Genomic DNA, 19429 nt, shown 5'->3' with positions numbered 1-19429 from the left:
TTGATCCCGTTTGTGGTGTGAGTTGGATCACTTCGTACCCAATAGATCTTTGTCGACCTACTGATAGTCAGATATACCTGCGCACGCTCTGTTTGCGTTCCCTTGACTATCTGGTGGGTTCCGCGTGCTGCACCGATCCGTCGCTTTCCTGTTGTCGTTGACCATGGTCGTCCTCGGGATGGCGGAGGGGACGGCGGCCGCCGAGGAGATCGTTCGCCAGGCCGCTAGCGCGACCCCGGACCCGGGCCCCCTGCCCCGACAGGGGACCGGCAGCGCCGAGGGCCTCGACCACGACGCGAGTGCGGCGGCGACCAGCGCCGACGCGGAGGGCGGACGCGAGGGCGCGGCGCCGGCGCCGGGCGAGCTGCCCGAGGAGCAGACGGCCGGCACGGACCCGACGGGGTCGGCATCGGTCATCCCTCCTCCGGGACCCTTGCCCACCACCGAGGCCCAGACCGTCGAGACGCCGGCCAAGCCCCAGGGCAAGGCCGAGAAGGACACCAAGGCCGCCAAGGAAGGCACCGGCGGGTCCAAGGAGTTCGACCCGACCACGAGCACCGAACTGCCGGACAGGCGCACCGCCCACCAGCGCACCTACCGGAACGCGGACGGCACCTTCACCACCCGCAGCTACCCCAACCCGGTCAACTTCCGCCGTGCTGATGGCTCCTGGGCTGAGATCGACACCACCCTGATCCCCGACGGGACGGCCACCGCAGGCCGTGCCGCGCCCACCCAGTCCGGCTGGATCACGACCTCCGGGGAGAGTCGGCTCACCCTCGCGCTCACCGCCGACGCGGACCCGCTCGTCCGTCTGCAGCTCGGCGAAGGGTCCTCCGTCGGTTACGCCTTGAAGGACGCCGCCCCGGCCCAGGGCACCACCCAGGGCAGCACCATCACCTACCCCGAGGCGCGCCCGCACGCCGATGTCACCTTCCAGGCCGGCAGCACCTCGTTCAAGGAGACTCTCGTCCTCAAGGACGCCGCCGCTCCGACCGAGTGGGTCTTTCCTCTGCGGCTGCAGGGCGTTACCGCGTCGCTTGACGCCGGTGGCGCCGTGGTGTTCACCGACCCGTCGGGAACCGTGCGCGGCCGGATGCCGCCCGGCTGGATGCAGGACTCCGCCTTCGCCCCCAACACCGAAGAGGGCGTCGTCTCCGGTGGCGTCGGCTACGAACTCGTCTCCGTGGATGGGGGCCAGGCCCTCAAGGTCACGCTCGACCAGGCCTGGCTGCACGCTCCCGAGCGCGTCTACCCGATCAAGGTCGACCCGTCGTTCTCCTCGGTCAAGGCCGTCGACGGCACCTACATCGAGTCGCCCTACAACCTGGACTTCTCCGGTGACACGGTGCTGAAGGTCGGCACCTACGACGGCGGAGGGCACCAGGCCGAGTCCTACATCAAGTTCAACGGTGTGGAGGACGCCCTCAACAACGCCAACGTCCTCGGTGTCCGGCTGTCGCTCTACAACATGTGGTCCAGCAGCTGCCGCTCTCGGACGGTGAGCATCCACCCCATCACCTCCAACTGGTGGGAGGGCCTTCCGCGCGCCTTCCCCGGTCCGTCGACCGGCCCCGCGCTCGCCGCCCCGGCCTTCGCCCACGGCTGGCGGCCCAACGCCAACGTCGACTGGGTCTGCGCACAGGCGTGGGAGTCGATCGACCTGGGCGCCGAGGGCCGCAACCTCGTCAACGCCTGGACGCACCACTGGTCGCCCAACTACGGCCTGGCGATCAAGGCCGACATGGGGGACTCCTACGGGTGGAAGCAGTTCGGCAGCGACGACCACAACGGCGGCCAGCCGATCCTGGACATCACCTGGTCCAAGTACGGCGCGGGCTACGAGCTGTGGGGACTGCAGCAGCCGGTGACGATGACCCAGGAGGGCATCGTCCGGCTCCGGGCCTGGAACTGGGGCATGGAGACCTGGTCACCCAACAGCAACTACAAGATGTCGTACCTGCTCTACGACGAGTGGGGCAACGACATCACGAACTACGGCACCAACATCGCCTGGACGTCCATGCCGCACGACGTCCCGCCGGGCACCGGGGTGGTGATCGACGCGCACATCCGCAGCCTGCCTCAGGGGACGTACACCGTCGCGTTCACCATGGACGACTTCATGCACAGCAACTTCTGGATCGACGGCTACGTCCAGCCCATCTCCATCCGGATCTCGTCCGTCAACGTACCGCCGCACCTCACCCGGCTCGCCCCGCCGTCGGGCGCGGTGGTCTACCAGACCCAGCCCACCCTCGCCGCGGAGGGCCAGGACCCCGACCGCGCGCCGAGGTCCGTGCTCGACTTCAAGTTCTCCGTCTGCCGGGTGGTCGGCAACAACCCCCGGGTGGACTGCCGGGAAAGCGGCTGGCTGGTCAGCCAGTCCCGGTTCGCCGTGCCCGCCGGATGGCTGGGCTGGAACGAGCAGTACGCCTGGTACGCCAAGGCCGGTGACGGGCTGAACGAGAGCGACTGGTCCCAGCCGTCCTACATCCGTACCGTCCTGCCCCAGCCCAACCAGTACGTGAACGCCTCCGACGCGGGCCGCAGCTTCAATACCGCCGCCGGCAACTACACCGCCGCCGCCACTGACGCCTCCGTGCCCACGGTCGGTCCCGACCTGTCCGTCACCCGCAGCTACAATTCGCTCGATCCACGCACCACCGGCCTCTTCGGCGCCGGCTGGAGCACCCCGTGGGACATGCGGATCCAGGTGGAGACCAGCAGTTGGCTGTCGATGCCCGGCAACGTGCTCCTCACCGCGGCCAACGGCTCCCGCGCCCGGTTCGGCTGGGACCAGGCCAAGAACGCCTACGTCGCCGGCTCCGGTATGGCGGCCGACCTGCGCAAGCTCCCCGATGGGAACTGGCTGCTGACCGACCGTGGTGGGAAGTCCCACTACTTCAACCCCAGCGGCCGGCTGGGGCAGGTCCGGGACATGGCCGGGCACATCCAGGAGCTCTTCTACGCCGGCGACAAGCTGACGCAGGTCAAGGACACCACCTCCGGCCGCTACCTGAACTTCGGCTGGACCGGTAACCACGTGACCTCGGTCGGCTCATCCGGTTCCACCGATGGCTGGTCCTACCAGTACGACGGCGACCGTCTCACCAAGGTCTGCCCGCCGGGTGTGGCCGCTACCGCCGACAAGGGCTGCACCGTCTACGAGTACGCCACCGGTTCGCGCTACCGCACCTCCGTCCGCGACGCGGGCGCGAGCGGTTACTGGAGGCTCGGCGAGAACACGGGCACCGCCGCCGCCAACGACGCCCAGGTCAGCGACCGCGCGCCGAGCGACGCCAGGGACGTGACCTGGGGCGCCCCCGGCCCCCTGGCCGGCAGCACCGACACGGCCGTGACCCTCCACGGACGGCCCACCTCCTGGGTCGAACTGCCCAACCGCGCGATCAGCTCCTCCACCAACCGCAGCGTCGAGCTGTGGTTCCGCACCAGCGGCGCCGGTGTGATCCTCTCCCTGCAGAACCGGGCGATGGGCGAGGCCCCGTACAGCGTCGTGCCGGCGCTCTACGTCGGCTCCGACGGCCGTCTGCGCGGCCTGTACTTCGGCGTCACCGGGGGCCCGATCACCACGGCGGGCCCGGTCAACGACAACGCCTGGCACCATGTCGTCCTCGCCGGCGCCCGGGACAAGACGGCGCTGTTCCTCGACGGCGCGCTGGTCGGAACCGCCCCGGGCGAGATCGACCACATCACCATGGACCGCGCCTACCTGGGCGGCGGCTGGACCGGCACCATGCCCGGCGGCAACGGCGGCTGGTCCTGGTTCAACGGCCAGATCGACGAGGTCGCCGTCTACGACCAGCCGCTCACCGACCAGACCGTCGCCGAGCACTATGCGCTGCGCACCGGCAGCGCCCAGTTGACCCGCACCACCCTGCCATCCGGTCGCACCGGCGCCCGGATGGCATACGACGGCGTCTCCGAGCGGCTCACCACCGTCACCGACTCGGCCGGAGGCGACTGGAAGATCTCCGATCCGGCCTTCACCGGCGGCTCCTTCCTCTACAGCAACGCCGTCAAGGCCTCCAACCCGGCCGGCTTCTGGCGCCTCGGTGAGCGCGACGGCGCGCTCGCGGCCAGCGACGTGGGCAGCGGCACGGCCGGCACGTATGGTGACGGTGTCGGCAAGCGCGCGCCGGGGGTCTTCGCCCCCACCGACGACACCGCCGTGCGTTTCGGCGGCGGCTCCGCCTCGCACATCGAGATTCCCCAGGAGGTACTGCACGCCACGACCGACCTTGCGGTCGAGCTCTGGTTCAACACGACCAAGCCGGGCGTGCTGATGGGCGACCAGAGCCGAACGATCGACGATCCGCAAGGCGTCGGCGGCTCCTGGACCCCGATCCTTTACGTCGGCTCCAACGGAAAGCTCCGGGGTCGGTTCTTCGGCGACGGCACCGGCACCGAGTCGGCGAACGCGGTGACGGACGGCTCGTGGCACCACGTCGTCCTCTCCGCCCAGGGGGCGACCCAGACCCTGTACCTGGACGGCCGGATCGTCGGCTCGCAGACCGGTGCGGTCAGCCACCAGGCCAACACCCACACCTACCTGGGCGCGGGCTTCGCCCGGATGTGGCCCGCCTCGCCCGGCGACATCAGCCGCTTTACCGGCCTCATCGACGAGGCCGCGATCTACCAACACCCGCTCAGCGAGGCCGATGTCCTCGCCCACTACCGGGCCCGCAGTTCCCAGGTCGCGGGCCAGGGCGTCGGCTACCGCGCCTCGGTGGTCGCCGACTCCCCAGGTGGTTACTGGCGCCTGGACGAGGCCGGCGGCACCACGGCGGCCAGCGAGGTCGCCGCGATCAAGGGCAACGGCACCTACGCGTCCGCCGCCAAGCCCGCCACCACAGGAGTGTTCGGGCCCGGTGACGGCAAGGCGGTCGAGTTCAACGGCACCGGCACGTCCTACGTCGACCTGCCCACGCCGATCCTCCAAGCCAAGACCGACATCGCTGCCGAGCTGTGGTTCCGCACCTCGGGACCGGGCGTCCTGCTCTCACTGCAGAGCGAGCCTGTGAACGCACCGCCGTACAACGTGGTGCCGGCCCTGTACGTCGGCTCCGACGGAAAGCTCCGGGGCTGGTACTACGGCATCTCCGGCGGCCCGATCACCTCGGGCGGCGCGGTCACCGACGGCTCGTGGCACCACGCGGTGCTCAGCGCCGGGCAGGGCACCCAGTCCCTCTACCTGGACGGCGCCCTGGTCGGAACCCTCCCCGGCACGGTCAACCACCTCAACATGAACCGCACCTACCTGGGCGGCGGCTGGACCGGCACCATGCCCGGCGGCAACGGCGGCTGGTCCTGGCTGAACGGCCAGATCGATGAGGTCGCCCTCTACCAGCACCCGCTGACCGCGGACCGCGTCGCCGCCCACTACCAGGCCCGCTCCCTGTCGGCCGCGACCGAACTGGCCTCCCGCGTCACCCTGACAGACCCGGCCGGCAACGTCTCCACCGACATCCACGACGCCACCCGCGGCAACCGTCTGATCGCCCGCACCGACGAGTCCGGGGCCACCACCAGCTACACCTACGACACCGGCGGCTACCTCCACTCCGTCACCGACCCCAACGGCCACTCCAGCGTCAGCGGCCACGACGCCCGCGGCAACACCGTCTCCCTCACCACCTGCCGCGACGTCAACTCCTGCTGGACCTCTTACACCAGCTACTTCTACAACCCCGACAACCCGCGCGACCCGCGCAACGACAAGCCCACCGAGACCCGCGATGCCCGCTCCGCCGGGCCGGCCGACAACACCTACCGCACCACCGTCAGCTACACGGCCCTCGGCCTGCCCGACACCACCACCCGCCCCGACGGCCGCACCACCCGCGCCACCTACACCACCGGCACCGAGCCGGCCACCGGCGGCGGCACCACCCCGCCGGGCCTGCTGGCCACCGAGACCACGGCCGGCGGCGCGGTGACGACGTACGCCTACAACGCCGCAGGTGATGTGGTGCAGGCCGTTCTGCCCAGTGGGCTCGTCTTCGCCTACGGCTACGACCCGGTCGGCCGCAAGATCTGGACGACCGAGACCTCCGACGCGCAGCCGGCCGGAGTCACCACCACCTACGCCTACGACTCCCTCAACCACCTCACTGTGCAGACCGGGCCGAAGGTCTCCGACGCGGTGACCGCCGCCGAGCACCAGACCCGGTCCACGACGACCTATGACGCGGACGGCCGGGTGACCGGCACGACCGTCGCCGACATCGTCGGCACCGACGGCTCACGGACCGCCACGACCGTCTACGACACGGCCGGACGGGCGGAGACGGACACCGACGCCGAGGGCGGCGTCACCCGCTACGGCTACGACGCGCTCAGCCGCGCCACCAGCCTGACCGACCCGTTGGGCCAGGTCACGCGGTTCACCTACACCCCCCGCAGCCAGCGTGCGACCACCGTCGTCGAAGGCTGGAACGGCGACGGCGGCGGCATCCGGGACCTGACCGTCGAGAGCCGGGCCTACGACCCGGCCGGACGCCTGGCGTCCGTCACCGACGCGATGGGCGCCGTCACCTCCTACACCTACTTCGACGACGGGCTTCCCGCGACGGCCACGGTCGAGAACGTGACCCAGTCCGACGGCACCAGCCGCTCGATCGTGCTGGAGGCGAACGAGTACGACGGCGCCGGCCAGCTGGTCAAGCGCACCACCGGCGGCGGCCGCACCACTACGGTGAACACCTACGACTCCGTCGGCCACGTCACACAGAGCGTCCTCGACCCGGCGGGTCTCAAGCGCACCATCTCCGTGGGGTACGACGCCGACGACCGCGTCACGTCCACCACCCTGAAGGTCAGTGACACCGAGAACAGCGTCCAGAGCAGCACCTACGACACCGCCGGCCGCCTGACCCGCAGTGAGCTGTCCTCCTCCCTCGGGGGGCCGAGCAGCGTCGCGACCTACGCCTACGACCAGCGCGGCCTGGTCATCAGCAGCACCTCGCCGATCGGCAACTCGGCGGGCGCGGACCCGGCCGCGTACACCACCTCGTTCGGCTACGACGTCCTCGGCCGTGCCGTCACCGTCACCGCGCCGCCGGTGTCGGCGGAGAGCGGCGGCAGCGCTGCGGCGACCGTCCGGCCGATCACCACGACCGGTTACAACGCCTTCGGCGAGGCGGTCTCCGCGAAGGACCCGCTGGGCCGCGTCGCCCGCACCACCGTCAACCGGCTCGGTCGTGCCGTCGCGGCCACCCTGCCCGCCTACACACCGCCCGGAGCCGGTACCCCGCTCACCGCCACCAGCACGGTCGAGTACGACAAGCTGTCCCGTGTCGTGGCCGCCAGTGATGCGGCCGGGCGACGGACCACCTTCGCGTACGACCGCCTGGACCACGAGACCAAGCGCGTGGAGCCCAACTCGCTCGGCGGCCTGCAGCCCCCCGTCGACGACAACCCGCCCACCTGGACCTCGACCTGGACCCCCACCGGCCTCCAGCTCTCCGCCACGGATCCGGTGGGGGCCCGCACCGAGGCGACCTACGACCAGCTGGGCCGCGTGCTCACCGCCACCGTCGTCGAACGCAAGCCCACCCTGCAGAACGTCACCAGCAGGTTCACCTGGGACGACGCCGGGAACCAGACCGCCGCGACCAGCCCCACCGGCAGCGTCGGGAAGGCCACCTACAACGCGGCCGGCCAGATCCTCACCGCGACCGACCCGCTCGGTCGCACCAGCCGCCGTGACTACGACGGCGCCGGCCGCCTCACCAAGAGCACCACCCCGATGGGCGAGGCCGTCCGCACCCGCTTCGACGGCCTCGGCAACCCGGTCGTCGCCGAGGACCTCGACTCCGCCGGTACGGTCCTGCGTTCGGTCACCACGGCGTTCGACCTCGAAGGCCGGGCGGTGAGCGCGACCAGCCCGACGACCGGAGCCGTCACCACCACCCGCTACGACGTGCTCGGCCGCACGGTCGCGCTCACCGAGCCCGTCGCGGTCGGCCAGCCGATCACCACGACCTTCGGCTACGACGCCGCGGGCAACCGCACCCGTCTCACCGACGGACGCGGCAACACCACCGTCTACACGTTCAACACCTGGGGCCTCTCCGAGAGCACCGTCGAACCGTCCACCACCGCCCATCCCGCCGCAGGCGACCGCACCTGGACCACCGCGTACGACGTGGCCGGCCAGGCCGTGAAGCTCATCGAACCGGGCGGCGTGGTGCGCACCCGCACCTTCGACCCGGCCGGGCGTATCGTCCGCGAGAGCGGGACCGGGGCGGAGACGGCGACCACCGACCGCGAGTTCGTCTACGACAAGGCCGGACACCTGCTCCAGCACAACGGGACCGCCCTCGCGAGCCAGGCGTACGCCTACAACGACCGGGGCCTGCTGCTCAAGGCCGGCACCGACCTGAACGCTCAGGCCCAGACCTGGGAGTACGACGCCGAGGGCCGGCAGACCAAGCGCTGGGACAAGTCCACCGGCACCACCTACTTCGGTTACAAGGCCGACGGCCAGCTGGACTGGGCGCACAACCCGCAGACCGGGACCCAGAACTGGTACGGCTACGACGGCGACGGCCGCCTCAGTAAGCACTTCTACGTCGCCCCGGACCCGGCCGACACCACCAAGCTCAAGGCCATGTCCGAGCGCCGCCTCGGCTACGACGCGCTGGGCCGCCTCAGCACCGACCAGCTCCTCGCGAACCCCACCGCCGGTTCCGGCACCCAGCTCACCGCCACCGCCTACGCCTACGACCTCGACGACCGCCTCACCCGCAAGACCGTCAGCGGCACCCCCACCGACCCGGTCAGGGACAACACCTACGGCTACGACCTCGCCGGCCGCCTCACCTCCTGGACCGCCGACGGCACCACCACGCCCTACACCTGGGACGCCGCCGGCAACCGCACCGGCAACGGCACCGCCACGGCCGCCTACGACGAGCGCAACCGCCTCCTCGGCGACGGCACCAGCACCTACCGCTACACCGCCCGCGGCACCCTCGTCGGGGTGACTACGGGGCTTCAGGAGGAGACTCTCGGCTACGACGCCTTCAACCGCCTGATCAGCGACGGCGCCGTCACCTACACCTACGACGGCCTGGACCGCGTCATCGGCCGCAACGCCGCCAAGTTCACCTACGACGGCGGCACCAGCAACCTGACCAGCGACGGGACTTGGAGCTACGCCCGCGACAGCGCCGGCACTCTCCTCGGCGCCACCGACGGCACCAACAACGTCCGCATCCGCACCGACCAGCACACCGACGCCACCGCCACCCTGAACACCGACGGCACCGCCGTCGTCGGTGCCACCACCTACGACCCCTTCGGCAAGCCCGTCACCACCAGCGGCACCCGCTCCAGCCTCGGCTACCAGTCCGGCTGGACCGACCCGACCACCGGCGACGTCAACATGAGTGCCCGCTGGTACCGCCCCGGCACCGGCGGCTTCACCTCCCGGGACTCCTGGCAGCTGAACCCGTCCCCGTCCGTCCAGGCCAACCGCTACACCTACGGCAACGCCAGCCCGCTCAACGGCACCGACCCGACAGGGCACGAGAACATCTCGCACTGCGGTTGCGGAACGGCGGTCGCGGCCCCCGCGGCCCCCGGCCCCAGCACCGGGCAGGCGGCGGCCGGTAACGGCGGCGGCATCACCTTCGGAGGCAGCGGCCGGTTCGGCGGCTCCGCCAACATCAAGCAGGGGTCCGGCCAGTCCGCCCCGCAGTCCGCCCCGCAGGCGGCCCAGCCGGCCGCGCCGTACGTCCCGAACACCTCGGGCAACCGGGCCCAGGCCCCGAACTCGGCGCCCATGCCGGGTGTGCCCTTCGCCGGTGCGAACGTGGTGGGACTCGGTGGCTACGGCTCCACGAGCAGCTCATCGAGCAGCTCCTGGCGCAACGAGGTCGACCGGGAGAAGCAGGAGGCCCGGGACTGGCGCCGGAGCAACCCAGGCCGCCTGTCCAGCAGCAGCCCGAGCAGCCAGGGCTCACCGTCCTCGCCGACCCCTCAGGGTTCGCCGTACGCGCCGAAGGGCCCGGCCAAGCCGAAGAACCCGACCGGCTCGCCCGTCAAGAACCCGACCGGCGCGCGCGGTCCCCAGAAGCAGCAGCCCTGCAAGACCTGCAGCCCGGTCAAGGCACCCCCGCGCCCGGCCGCCCCCAAGGCCGAGCCCCCCAAGCCCATCCTCGACAAGAACGCGCCCGCACCCCAGCGCCCCACCCCCCAGGTCGACTGGACCGCCCCGAACCCCCGCGACGCCCTCAACTTCCTCGCCGCCTCCTACAGCAGCACCGACGTACTCGCTATGCTCGTCCTCGCCGCCAACGTGGCCCCCAGCACCGAGACGGCCCCCGGACCCGAACCCGACGCGTCCGGCGGAGGCGACCCGGGTCGTGGTGCCGGCTGCCGCCTGGACAATGCGGGCTGGGTCAACACCGGACAGATCGACACCGGCAACGGGGGACGCGCGACAGGCGTGACGGCGTGTCTCGACCAGGACTACCTCCGTAAGAACCCGGGTAGCGTCACGCAGGTGAAGCGTGGGATCAAGCCGGCCGGCTACGACTGGGCGCGCAACCAGGTTTCCTACTGGGGCGGGGATGCATCCGATGTGAATGCGTGCCACATCCTCGGAAACCAACTGGGTGGTTCCGGTACCAATCTGGCGAACCTATTCCCTTGCGGCAGTGACGCAAATTCCTATGTCGGGAAGCATGGGGCCGGCACTGATCGCCTGGGGCCGATAACCAGCATGCTGAGTTTTGAGGATCGGGTGAAGTATCAGATCGACAACGGGAAGATCGTTCTCTATCAGGTGACTCCGCACTATGCCGGGGGGAGGCTCGCCCCCTATGAGATCGAGATGACCTATGTGGCATGGGATCGGAACGGGCGTCTGGTTGGTGCCAGTTCGGACACCGTTTCGAATCTTATCTACACGACCGGAAGCGGCTGGAAGAATCTTGGCCTGTCGATAGACAGTCGATCGGGAGAGGATGCCGGGTTGTTCGGCGATGGGTGACGAGGAAAGGCAAGAATTTATGCACCAGATGATCGGTCGCTTGTCCGACATCCTCGGGATTTCGGAAGCTCAAGGTGATGTCGTTGACTGGGAGGAACTTGCGCGGAGCACGGGCCTGCGGGTTCCGGCGGACTATCGGGACTTCGTCGCGGTGTTCGGCGGCGGTGAGCTGAACGAATACCTCGCGGTCCGCATCCCACCGGCGGAAGGCCGTCCCGAGAGTCGGCTGCTGGACGGACTCGGGTTCGATCCGCAGGAGGAACCACAGCCGGACGGCGGAGCCGGCGTCGTGGAGCTGTCCGAGGAGGGCAGGCTTCTTCCCTTCGCGACGACCGCCAACGGTGACGTGGCGTTCTGGATCTGCGACTCGCTCGATCCCGAGAGCTGGGACGTCGTCGTCTTCAGGCGCCAGGTTCCGTACGGAACGGCCCCGTGGCGCCGGTACGGGATGGGCTTCGGCGAGTTTCTCGCCGGTGCTCTGGACGGGACGCTGCCCAATCCCTTCAGCGATGGTTCCTGGAACATTCCCCCGCACGAGTACCGGAACTGGCGGGAGGGCTGACGGCCTCAGATTCGAGTGCCGGGACTGTCGGCCGGGTGGCGGGGACCTTGGACTCTGGGTGGACTGGGAGGGGGCGGGAAGGGTGGTGGTTGCGGTCGGGCTTCCACCCCGTCCGGCCGCGTTCCGTTCGCAACTGTCGGAGGTCGTCATGCCAAGGTCCGTCGTCGTCGGTGTCGATGGTTCGCCCGAGAGCCTTGCCGCGTTGGACTGGGCGGCGGAGGAGGCGGCTCGGCGGGGGCTGCCGCTGAAGGTGGTGCTCGCGTGGCCGACGGTGGTGACGCCGTTGGCGGTGCTCGGGACGGTGGATCTGGCGCGGCGGCAGGCGGACGTCACCTTGCGTGATGCCGAGCTGCGGGTGCGGGAGCGGTGGCCGGAGCTGACCCTCCAGGCCGTTCAGGTGCCGACCGATCCGGTGCGGGCGCTGGTCGACGAGGTGAGCGGGGCGCAGGAGCCGGACGGGGCGCCGGCGGAGCTGCTGGTGCTGGGCTCGCGCGGGTTGGGCGCGGTGGCCGGGTTCCTGGTCGGGTCGGTGAGCCAGCGGGTGCTGGCGCGCACGGACTGCCCGGTGGTGCTGGTGCGCCGGGGAGAGGACGGGGAGGAAGCGGCCGGTGCGCGCGAGGTCGTGGTCGGCGTGGACCCGTTCGAGGGGGCCGACGCGGTGCTCGCCCACGCCTTCGAGGTGGCGGAGCGGCGCGGACTGCCGGTGCGGGCCGTGTACTCCTGGACGCTGCCGGCGACGTACCAGTACGCGGGTATCGCGGCCAGCGTCGACGTGACCGGCGAGATGCTGGTGTACGCGAAGGGCGAGCTGGCCCGGGTGGTCAAGCCGTGGCAGCGCAAGTACCCGCAGGTGGCGGTGGTCGAGGAGGCCGTGAACGCCCGCCCGGCCAAGGTGCTCGCCGATCGTGCGGCGGGCGCGGAGCTGGTGGTGATCGGGCGGCGGGTCCGCCGGTCGCCGCTGGGCGCGCACCTCGGCGCGGTCGCGCACGCCGTCCTGCACCACGTGCCCTGCCCGGTCGCCGTCGTTCCCTACGAGCGGGACGAGAAGCAGGACCAGCAGCAGCAGGACCAGCAGCAGGAGGCCGGCGATGAGTGACCAGGTGCTGGTGGGCGTCGACGGCTCGGAGGCGAGCCTGGCCGCCGTGGACGTCGCGGTCCGCGAGGCGCGGCTGCGCCGCACCCGGCTGCGGATCGTGCACGCGTTCATCTGGCCGCTGATGCGCGTCCCGCTCGGGCCGGCGCAGGACGGTCCGCCCGAGGGCGGGCTGCGCCACCAGGCGGAGGGCATCCTGGCGGATGCCCGGGCCCGCGCCGAGGCGCTGGACCCGCAGCTGGAGATCGAGACCGAGCTGGTCACCGGCGAGCCGCTGACCGTGCTCTCCCGGTGGTCGCGGGAGGCCGGGCTGGTGGTGGTCGGCAGTCGGGGGCTCGGCCGGTTCGGTGCCCTGCTGATCGGCTCGGTGGCGGTCCACCTGGCCGCGCACGCCGACTGCCCGGTGCTGATCGTGCGCGGCCGGCCGGACCCGGCCGGACCCGTGCTGGCGGCGGTGGACGGGAGCGGGGTGGGCGCCGAGGCGCTCGGCTTCGCCTTCGCCGAGGCCGCCGCCCGCCGCGCCCCGCTGACCGCCCTGCACATCGCGCACCCGAGCACGAGCTGGCCCGACCAGGAGGAGCGGGTGCTCTCCGAGGCGCTGGCCGGCTGGCGGGAGAAGTACCCGGACGTCGAGCTGCGCTCCGAGGTCGTCGAGGCGCACACCCGCCCGGCGCTGATCGAGGCGAGCCGGGAGGCGCAGTTGCTGGTGGTCGGTGCCCGTGGCCGGGGCGGCTTCGCGGGCCTGTTGGTGGGCTCCACCAGCCAGGCGATGATCCAGCACGCGCACTGCCCGGTGGTCGTGGTCCGCCATCCGTCGGAGCGGACGGCGGAGGCCTGACGGCGGGGGCCTGACCGCAGAGGCCTGACCGCGGGGCGGGGAACAGCACCGACGCAGGACCGCGCGGGCCCGGGTTCAGCCCATCAGCCGCAGCCGGGTGGCGGCCACGCCGACCCGAACGGTCTGGCCCCGGGCCAGGTCCAGCGCGTCGCCCTCGACCCCGTCGCCGAAGGCCACCAGCCGGTCGGACTCGACCGTCAGGACCAGCCGCCGGCCGCCGTCGAGCAGGCCGTGCACCCGCCCGGTGCCGGTGGCGGGGGAGGGCCAGGCCTCGCGGACGAACCAGGCGAGCGCCGGGGCGGCCGGCGCGGGCAGCGGGAGCGGGCCGCCGCGCTCCAGCCAGACGGAGCGGCACCACCCGGTGCCGCCCGTCCCGGTGCCGACCAGGACGCCGGAGGAGGCCTGCGGCTCGCCCTCGTCGCACGCTCCCGGGCGCGCGGTCTCCTCGACGGCCAGCCGGTAGCGGGCCGTCTGGTGGCCGGGCTGGCCGACGTACACCTCGTTGAGCGCGAGCAGCCGCTGGGTGTCGTCGGCGACCGCCTCGACCATGGTCCGCTCCTCGGCGCGCCGGTCGGCTCCCGGGCCGACCGCGGCCGGGAGCAGCCGCGGCAGGTCCTCGGCGCGGTGCCGGACCAGGACGCCCGGGTTGCGGCCGGGCTCCGCGTCCACCCCGATCACCGGCTGGCCGGCCAGGTACTTGGCGACGTTGGCGACCAGGCCGTCCTGGCCGACCACGACCACCACGTCCTCCGGTTCGAACAGGAACCGCGGCAGGTCGGCGCGCTCGACCCGGGTGCGCCGCCAGTCGAGCGGCACGGCGCCCGCCGCCTCGGCGAGCGCCTCGCCCTGCCGGCGGTGGCGCAGCTCGATCTCCTCGACCGACCGGCCCCGGCTGCTCAGGAAGTACGCGGCCTGGCCGGGCGTGCCGTGGTGGGCGAGCAGTTCCTGGTACTCGGTGCGCCGGTGGACCAGGACCACCCGGGGTGCGAGCGTCACCGCCCGACCCCCTCGCCGGTCGTCGAGCCGGCCCCCACGCCGGCCCCCGAGCCAGCCCCCGCGCCGGTCGCCGCGCCGAGCTTGGCGAGCAGACCGGTCAGCACGTCCGGGGTGAGGGTGAGGTTGTCGATCCGCGGCAGGTGCTCGGCGAGGCGCATCAGCGCGAGCGCCCGCAGCACGGCCGGGTCGGCCTGCTGGTGGGCGGCCAGCCAGGCCGCCTCGGCGGCGGCCCTGGCCTCGCCGAGGGCGCGGGCGGCGTCGGCCTCGGAGCCGGCCAGCCGGGTGCGCCGCTGCGCCTCGGCGTCGGTGCGGATCCGGTCGGCGACCGCCTCCTCCTCGGCCTGGAGCCGGCTGTTGGCGCCCTGCTGGGTGATCAGCTGCTCCTGCCGCCGGGCGAGTTCGATCCGGTTGGCGAGCTCGTTCTCGGCGATGCCGCGCTCGTGCTCGACGGCCACGGCGCGCCGTTCGAAGGTGGCCCGGTCGGCCTCCTGCTGGACCAGCTCGCGGGCGGGTGTGCGCAGCGCGCGCTCCACCTCCGGTTCGGGGCGCAGCGCGACCACCCGGACGGCGATGACGGCGAGTCCGGTCTCGGCGAGCCGCGGTTCGGCGGCCAGCCCGGCGGCCATCCGCTCGCGGACGGCGGTGACGCCGTCGGCCAGGGCGGCGGCGAGCGGGGTGCGGGCGAGCAGGCCGAGCGCGTGCTGCTGGGCGGTCTCGGTGAGCAGGGTGGCGAGCTGGTCGAGCGGGGCGGAGCGCCAGCTGCCGGTGTCGGGGTCGATGCCGAAGTCGACGCGGGCGGCGGCGGTGGCCGGGTCGGTGATCCGGTAGGTGAGGGTGCCCTGGACGGTGACGTCCTGGAAGTCGGCGGTACGGGCGTGGAAGAGCATGGCCAGCTCGCGGTCGTCGACCGGGACTTCGGAGAGCGCGGCGCTGAGCGGGCGGAACCAGAAGGCGAGGCCGGTGCCGTCGTGGGCGAGGTGGCCGCGCCGGACGTGGCGGATGTGGGCGGTGGGCAGGGCGCGCAGGTGGCGCAGCCCGAAGCGCTTGGTGATGTCGGCCATGATCGGCTCCTTGTCGTCATAGTGACGATATTGGTCGGCCCCCTTTCTCGTCAAGATGACGAAAAAGGGTCTCCCGGTCCCGGCGGCGCGGGCGTGGGAGGATCGACGGGTGCTGAGGACGCGAACGACGAGGCTCCCCGCCGCCCTGCTGGCCGCGGCCTGCGCGACCGCCGCGGTCGCCGCCGGCGGCACGGTCGGCGCCGTCCCGGCCCGTGCGGCGGACCGGGACGGCCAGGTGTTCACCATCGGCGACCCGCGGATCACCGAGTCCAGCGGCCTCGCGGCCAGCCAACGGCACCCGGGCGTCTACTGGACGCACAACGACAGCGACGACGGCCCCTACGTCTACGCCGTCGACTCCCAGGGCCGCACCGTCGCCACCGTCACCCTGCGCGGCGTGGAGCCGCGCGACGTCGAGGCGATCTCGCTCGGCCCGGACGGCCGGCTCTACGTCGGCGACCTCGGCGACAACCTCGGCGGGAAGTGGCCCGAGGTGTGGATCTACGCCTTCGCCGAGCCCGCCGAACTCCACGACCAGAGCGTGCAGGTGACCCGCTACAAGGTCCGCTACGAGGACGGCCCGCGCGACGCCGAGGCCCTGATGGTGCACCCGGTGACCGGCCGCGCCTACATCGCCAGCAAGAAGCAGGGCGGCGGCGGCCTCTACCAGGGCCCGGAGCAGCTCTCCCCGAGCGGCGTCAACACCTTCCGCCGGATCGCCGACGCCCCGTGGACCACCGACGGCGCCTTCTCGCCGGACGGCACCCGGCTGGTGCTGCGCGGCTACTTCTCGGCCACCCTCTACCGCTGGAAGGACGGCGCGCCGAGCGGCGGCGAGTCGCTCTCCGCGCCCTTCCAGCGCCAGGGCGAGTCGGTGACCTTCACCGCCGACGGCCGGGCGCTGCTCTACGGCAGCGAGGGCAAGGACAGCCCGGTCTGGCGATCGGCGCTGAAGGGCGACCAGCTCCCCGACACGGTCGAGCCCCTGCCGAGCCCCACGCCGACCCCGACCCGGGGACCGGACGGGTCCGCGCCGCCGTCGTCCGGAGCGGGGGCCCCGTCCTCGAAGAACACCGCGAGCGACTCGTCGTCGGCCGGCGCGGGGGACCAGGCGCTCGGGGTGGTGTTCCTGCTCGCGGTGGCGGGCGCGATGTTCGGACTGCGGCGCAGGAAGCGCGACGGCTGACCCCCGGGCTGCCCGAAAGGACCGGACCCGACCGCCGAACCGGCCGGAGCGCACCGGGTCGCACCGGGCCGGACGGATTCGGACGTCGGCGAACGACCCCGTCGGCGCCCGGCCGGAGCGCGGGCCGCTCGGCGTGCCACGCCCAACAGTGCCGATCTGTCGCCGATTTGTGACACAGGTTGGCCAACACCGGCTCCACAGGCGGTTTTCGTGGACGTAGTGTTCCGACTATGTCACGGAGAAGCCGCCGCATGCGCTCCTCGGAGCCCTTCGACACCTGGGTGCCGCGCCCCCGGCGCCGGGAGTCCCCGCTCGGCCTGCTCGGCCACGGCGTGAAGTTCCTCGGCTACAGCACTCTCGCGGGCGTCCTGCTGGCGGGCCTCGTCCTGCCGGCCGCCGGCGCGCTCGGGCTCGGGATGAAGACCGGTGTGGAGGAGTTCGACACCATCCCTGACGACCTGAAGACCCCGCCGCTGACCCAGGCGAGCTGGATATTCGACGCCCAGGGCCAGCAGATAGCCAAGGTCTACGAGCGCGACCGCCGGGTGGTCACCGCCGAGGAGATGGGCCCGCTGATACGCCAGGCCCAGGTGGACATCGAGGACGCGCGCTTCTACGAGCACGGCGCCGTCGACCTCAAGGGCGTCCTGCGGGCGATCACCAAGAACGCGGAGAGCGGCACCGCCCTGCAGGGCGCGTCGACCCTGACGCAGCAGTACGTGAAGAACGTCAACGTCGAGAAGGCGGGCGACGACGCGGCGGCCGTCCGCGAGGCCCAGCGCAAGACCCTGGGCCGCAAGGTGCAGGAGCTCAAGTTCGCCATCAAGCTGGAGGAGGAGCTGACCAAGGAGCAGATCCTCACCAACTACCTGAACATCACCTACTACGGTCAGCAGGCGTACGGGATCCAGGCGGCGGCCCAGCGCTACTTCAGCAAGAACGCCAAGGACCTCACCGTCGCCGAGGCGGCCACCCTGGCCGGGCTGGTGCAGAACCCCTCCCAGTTCGACCCCAAGGCCCACCCCGAGGCCTCGCGCAAGCGCCGCGACGTCGTGATCGACAAGATGGTGGAGAACAAGCACCTCACCGCCGAGCAGGCCAAGGAGGCCAAGGCCGGGCCGGTCGTGCTGCACTACCAGGCGCCGCAGAACGGCTGCATCACCGCCGACGCGGGCATGGGCTTCTTCTGCGACTACGTCAAGCACGTGATCAAGCAGGACCCGGTCTTCGGCAAGACCGCCGCCGAGCGCAAGAAGCTCTGGGACATGGGCGGCCTGTACATCCACACCACCCTCGACCCGGTGAAGCAGGCGGCCGCGCTCAAGGCGGTGACCACGAAGGTCAAGGTCACCGACGAGGTGTCGGCGGCGATCACCATGGTGGAGCCGGGCACCGGCAAGATCCTGGCGATGGCCCAGACCCGCCCGTACGGGATCGACCCGGGCAAGAACCAGACCGTCGTCAACTACAACGTGGACGCGGCGATGGGCGGCGGCAACGGCTTCCAGCCCGGCTCCAACTTCAAGCCGATCGTGGCCGCCGCCGGCCTGGAGGCGGGGCTCACCTCCACCCAGTCCTACGCGTCGCCGAACAAGATGGACTGGCCGACGATGAGCACCTGCGACGGCACCTGGAAGAACCTGGAGAAGGGCAAGAAGGGCGGCACCATCCCCAACGAGTCGGCGGGCGAGGTCGGCCCGTACGAGCTCAAGGAGGCGATGGCGCTCTCGGTCAACACCTACTTCGTGCAGATGGAGCAGGAGATCGGCCTCTGCGCGGTCAAGCAGATGGCCAACAGGCTCGGCGTGCTGACCAAGGCGAGCGGCAAGCCGCTGGAGGAGCTGCCCGCCCTGGGCCTGGGCACCCAGGAGGTGAGCCCGCTGGTGATGGCGAACGTCTACGCGACCTTCGCCAACCGCGGCACCTACTGCACCCCGGTCGCGATCAGCGGCATCACCACGATGGACGGCAAGGACGTCCCGGTCAACCCCGCCAAGTGCGAGCGGGTGTTCTCCGAGAGCACCGCCGACGTCATCAACACCGTGCTGCTCGGCGTGACCGAGAAGGGCGGCACCGCGCGGGACCTCGGCCTGGACGACGACCGCCAGATCGCCGGCAAGACCGGCACCTCCGACGAGAAGAAGTCCGCCTGGTTCAGCGGCTACACCGCCAACCTCGCCGCCTCGGTCTGGCTGGGGGGTCCGGCCGGCGGCGTGAAGATGAAGAACATCCGGATCGGCGGCAAGTGGTTCGACGAGGTCTTCGGTGCCACCGGCCCCGGGCCGATCTGGCAGCTGGCGATGAACGACGCCGTCCGGGGCATGCCGGAGAAGGAGTTCGAGACCGTCTACATCCCCAACCCGGCGCCCAAGCGCGACCCCTCGTCGAGCCCGGGCTCGGGCAGCGGCTCGCCGGGCGGCTCCGCGACCGACGCCCCGACCTGGCCCGGACGCCCGCAGAACACCCGGCCGGCGCGCACCCCCAACCCGAACCCCAGGTCCACGCAGCCGACCCAGCAGAACCAGCAGCCGCAGGGCGAGCCCGCGCAGCCCGAGGAGCAGCAGCACCAGGACGGCTGACCCGGCCCGCCCCGCACGGCACCGCGCCCCGGAACGTCGACGGACGTTCCGGGGCGCGCGCCACAGGCCGGCGGACCCGGCGGACCCGGCG

The 19429-nt window shown here is 71.8% G+C and carries 8 protein-coding genes; 6 read left to right on the top strand and 2 right to left on the bottom strand.

Annotated features, from left to right (window positions below):
- Positions 1 to 163: 163 nt before the first annotated feature.
- The 4 genes from ACFCLZ_RS03565 (at position 164) to ACFCLZ_RS03550 (ending at position 13516) form a co-directional block, all read left to right on the top strand.
- Positions 164 to 11023, top strand: coding sequence for a LamG-like jellyroll fold domain-containing protein (locus ACFCLZ_RS03565; protein WP_380286423.1), 10860 nt, complete (start codon positions 164 to 166; stop codon positions 11021 to 11023).
- A 19-nt stretch (positions 11024 to 11042) separates the two neighbouring features.
- A complete protein-coding gene (locus tag ACFCLZ_RS03560; RefSeq protein WP_380283158.1) occupies positions 11043 to 11585 on the top strand; it encodes an SMI1/KNR4 family protein in 543 nt (180 codons plus the stop codon).
- A 148-nt stretch (positions 11586 to 11733) separates the two neighbouring features.
- A complete protein-coding gene (locus ACFCLZ_RS03555) occupies positions 11734 to 12681 on the top strand; it encodes a universal stress protein (protein WP_380283157.1) in 948 nt (315 codons plus the stop codon).
- Positions 12674 to 13516 (top strand): universal stress protein, encoded by an 843-nt coding sequence (locus ACFCLZ_RS03550; RefSeq protein ID WP_380283156.1) that lies wholly within the window; start codon positions 12674 to 12676, stop codon positions 13514 to 13516. The genes ACFCLZ_RS03555 and ACFCLZ_RS03550 overlap by 8 nt, the downstream gene beginning before the upstream one ends.
- Before the next feature lie 75 nt (positions 13517 to 13591).
- Here the strand turns inward: ACFCLZ_RS03550 and ACFCLZ_RS03545 are convergent, their stop codons facing one another.
- Together ACFCLZ_RS03545 and ACFCLZ_RS03540 are read right to left on the bottom strand one after the other, a co-directional pair.
- Positions 13592 to 14512, bottom strand: coding sequence for a hypothetical protein (locus ACFCLZ_RS03545; RefSeq protein ID WP_380283155.1), 921 nt, complete (start codon positions 14510 to 14512; stop codon positions 13592 to 13594).
- Positions 14509 to 15573 carry an SPFH domain-containing protein gene (locus tag ACFCLZ_RS03540; protein ID WP_380283154.1) on the bottom strand — a complete coding sequence of 355 codons (1065 nt, stop codon included), beginning with the start codon at positions 15571 to 15573 and terminating at the stop codon, positions 14509 to 14511. The genes ACFCLZ_RS03545 and ACFCLZ_RS03540 overlap by 4 nt, the downstream gene beginning before the upstream one ends.
- A 109-nt stretch (positions 15574 to 15682) precedes the next feature.
- On the opposite strand from ACFCLZ_RS03540, the gene ACFCLZ_RS03535 reads away from it, so the two are divergent.
- Complete coding sequence (locus ACFCLZ_RS03535; protein ID WP_380283153.1) at positions 15683 to 16759, top strand: hypothetical protein; 1077 nt, start codon at positions 15683 to 15685, stop codon at positions 16757 to 16759.
- A 251-nt stretch (positions 16760 to 17010) separates the two neighbouring features.
- Positions 17011 to 19338, top strand: coding sequence for a transglycosylase domain-containing protein (locus tag ACFCLZ_RS03530; protein ID WP_380283152.1), 2328 nt, complete (start codon positions 17011 to 17013; stop codon positions 19336 to 19338).
- Positions 19339 to 19429 lie beyond the last annotated feature (91 nt).

Origin of the sequence: Kitasatospora purpeofusca, from assembly GCF_042691725.1 — a bacterium.
Classification (GTDB): domain Bacteria; phylum Actinomycetota; class Actinomycetes; order Streptomycetales; family Streptomycetaceae; genus Kitasatospora; species Kitasatospora purpeofusca_B.
This window is presented reverse-complemented; position numbering and strand designations above follow the sequence as displayed.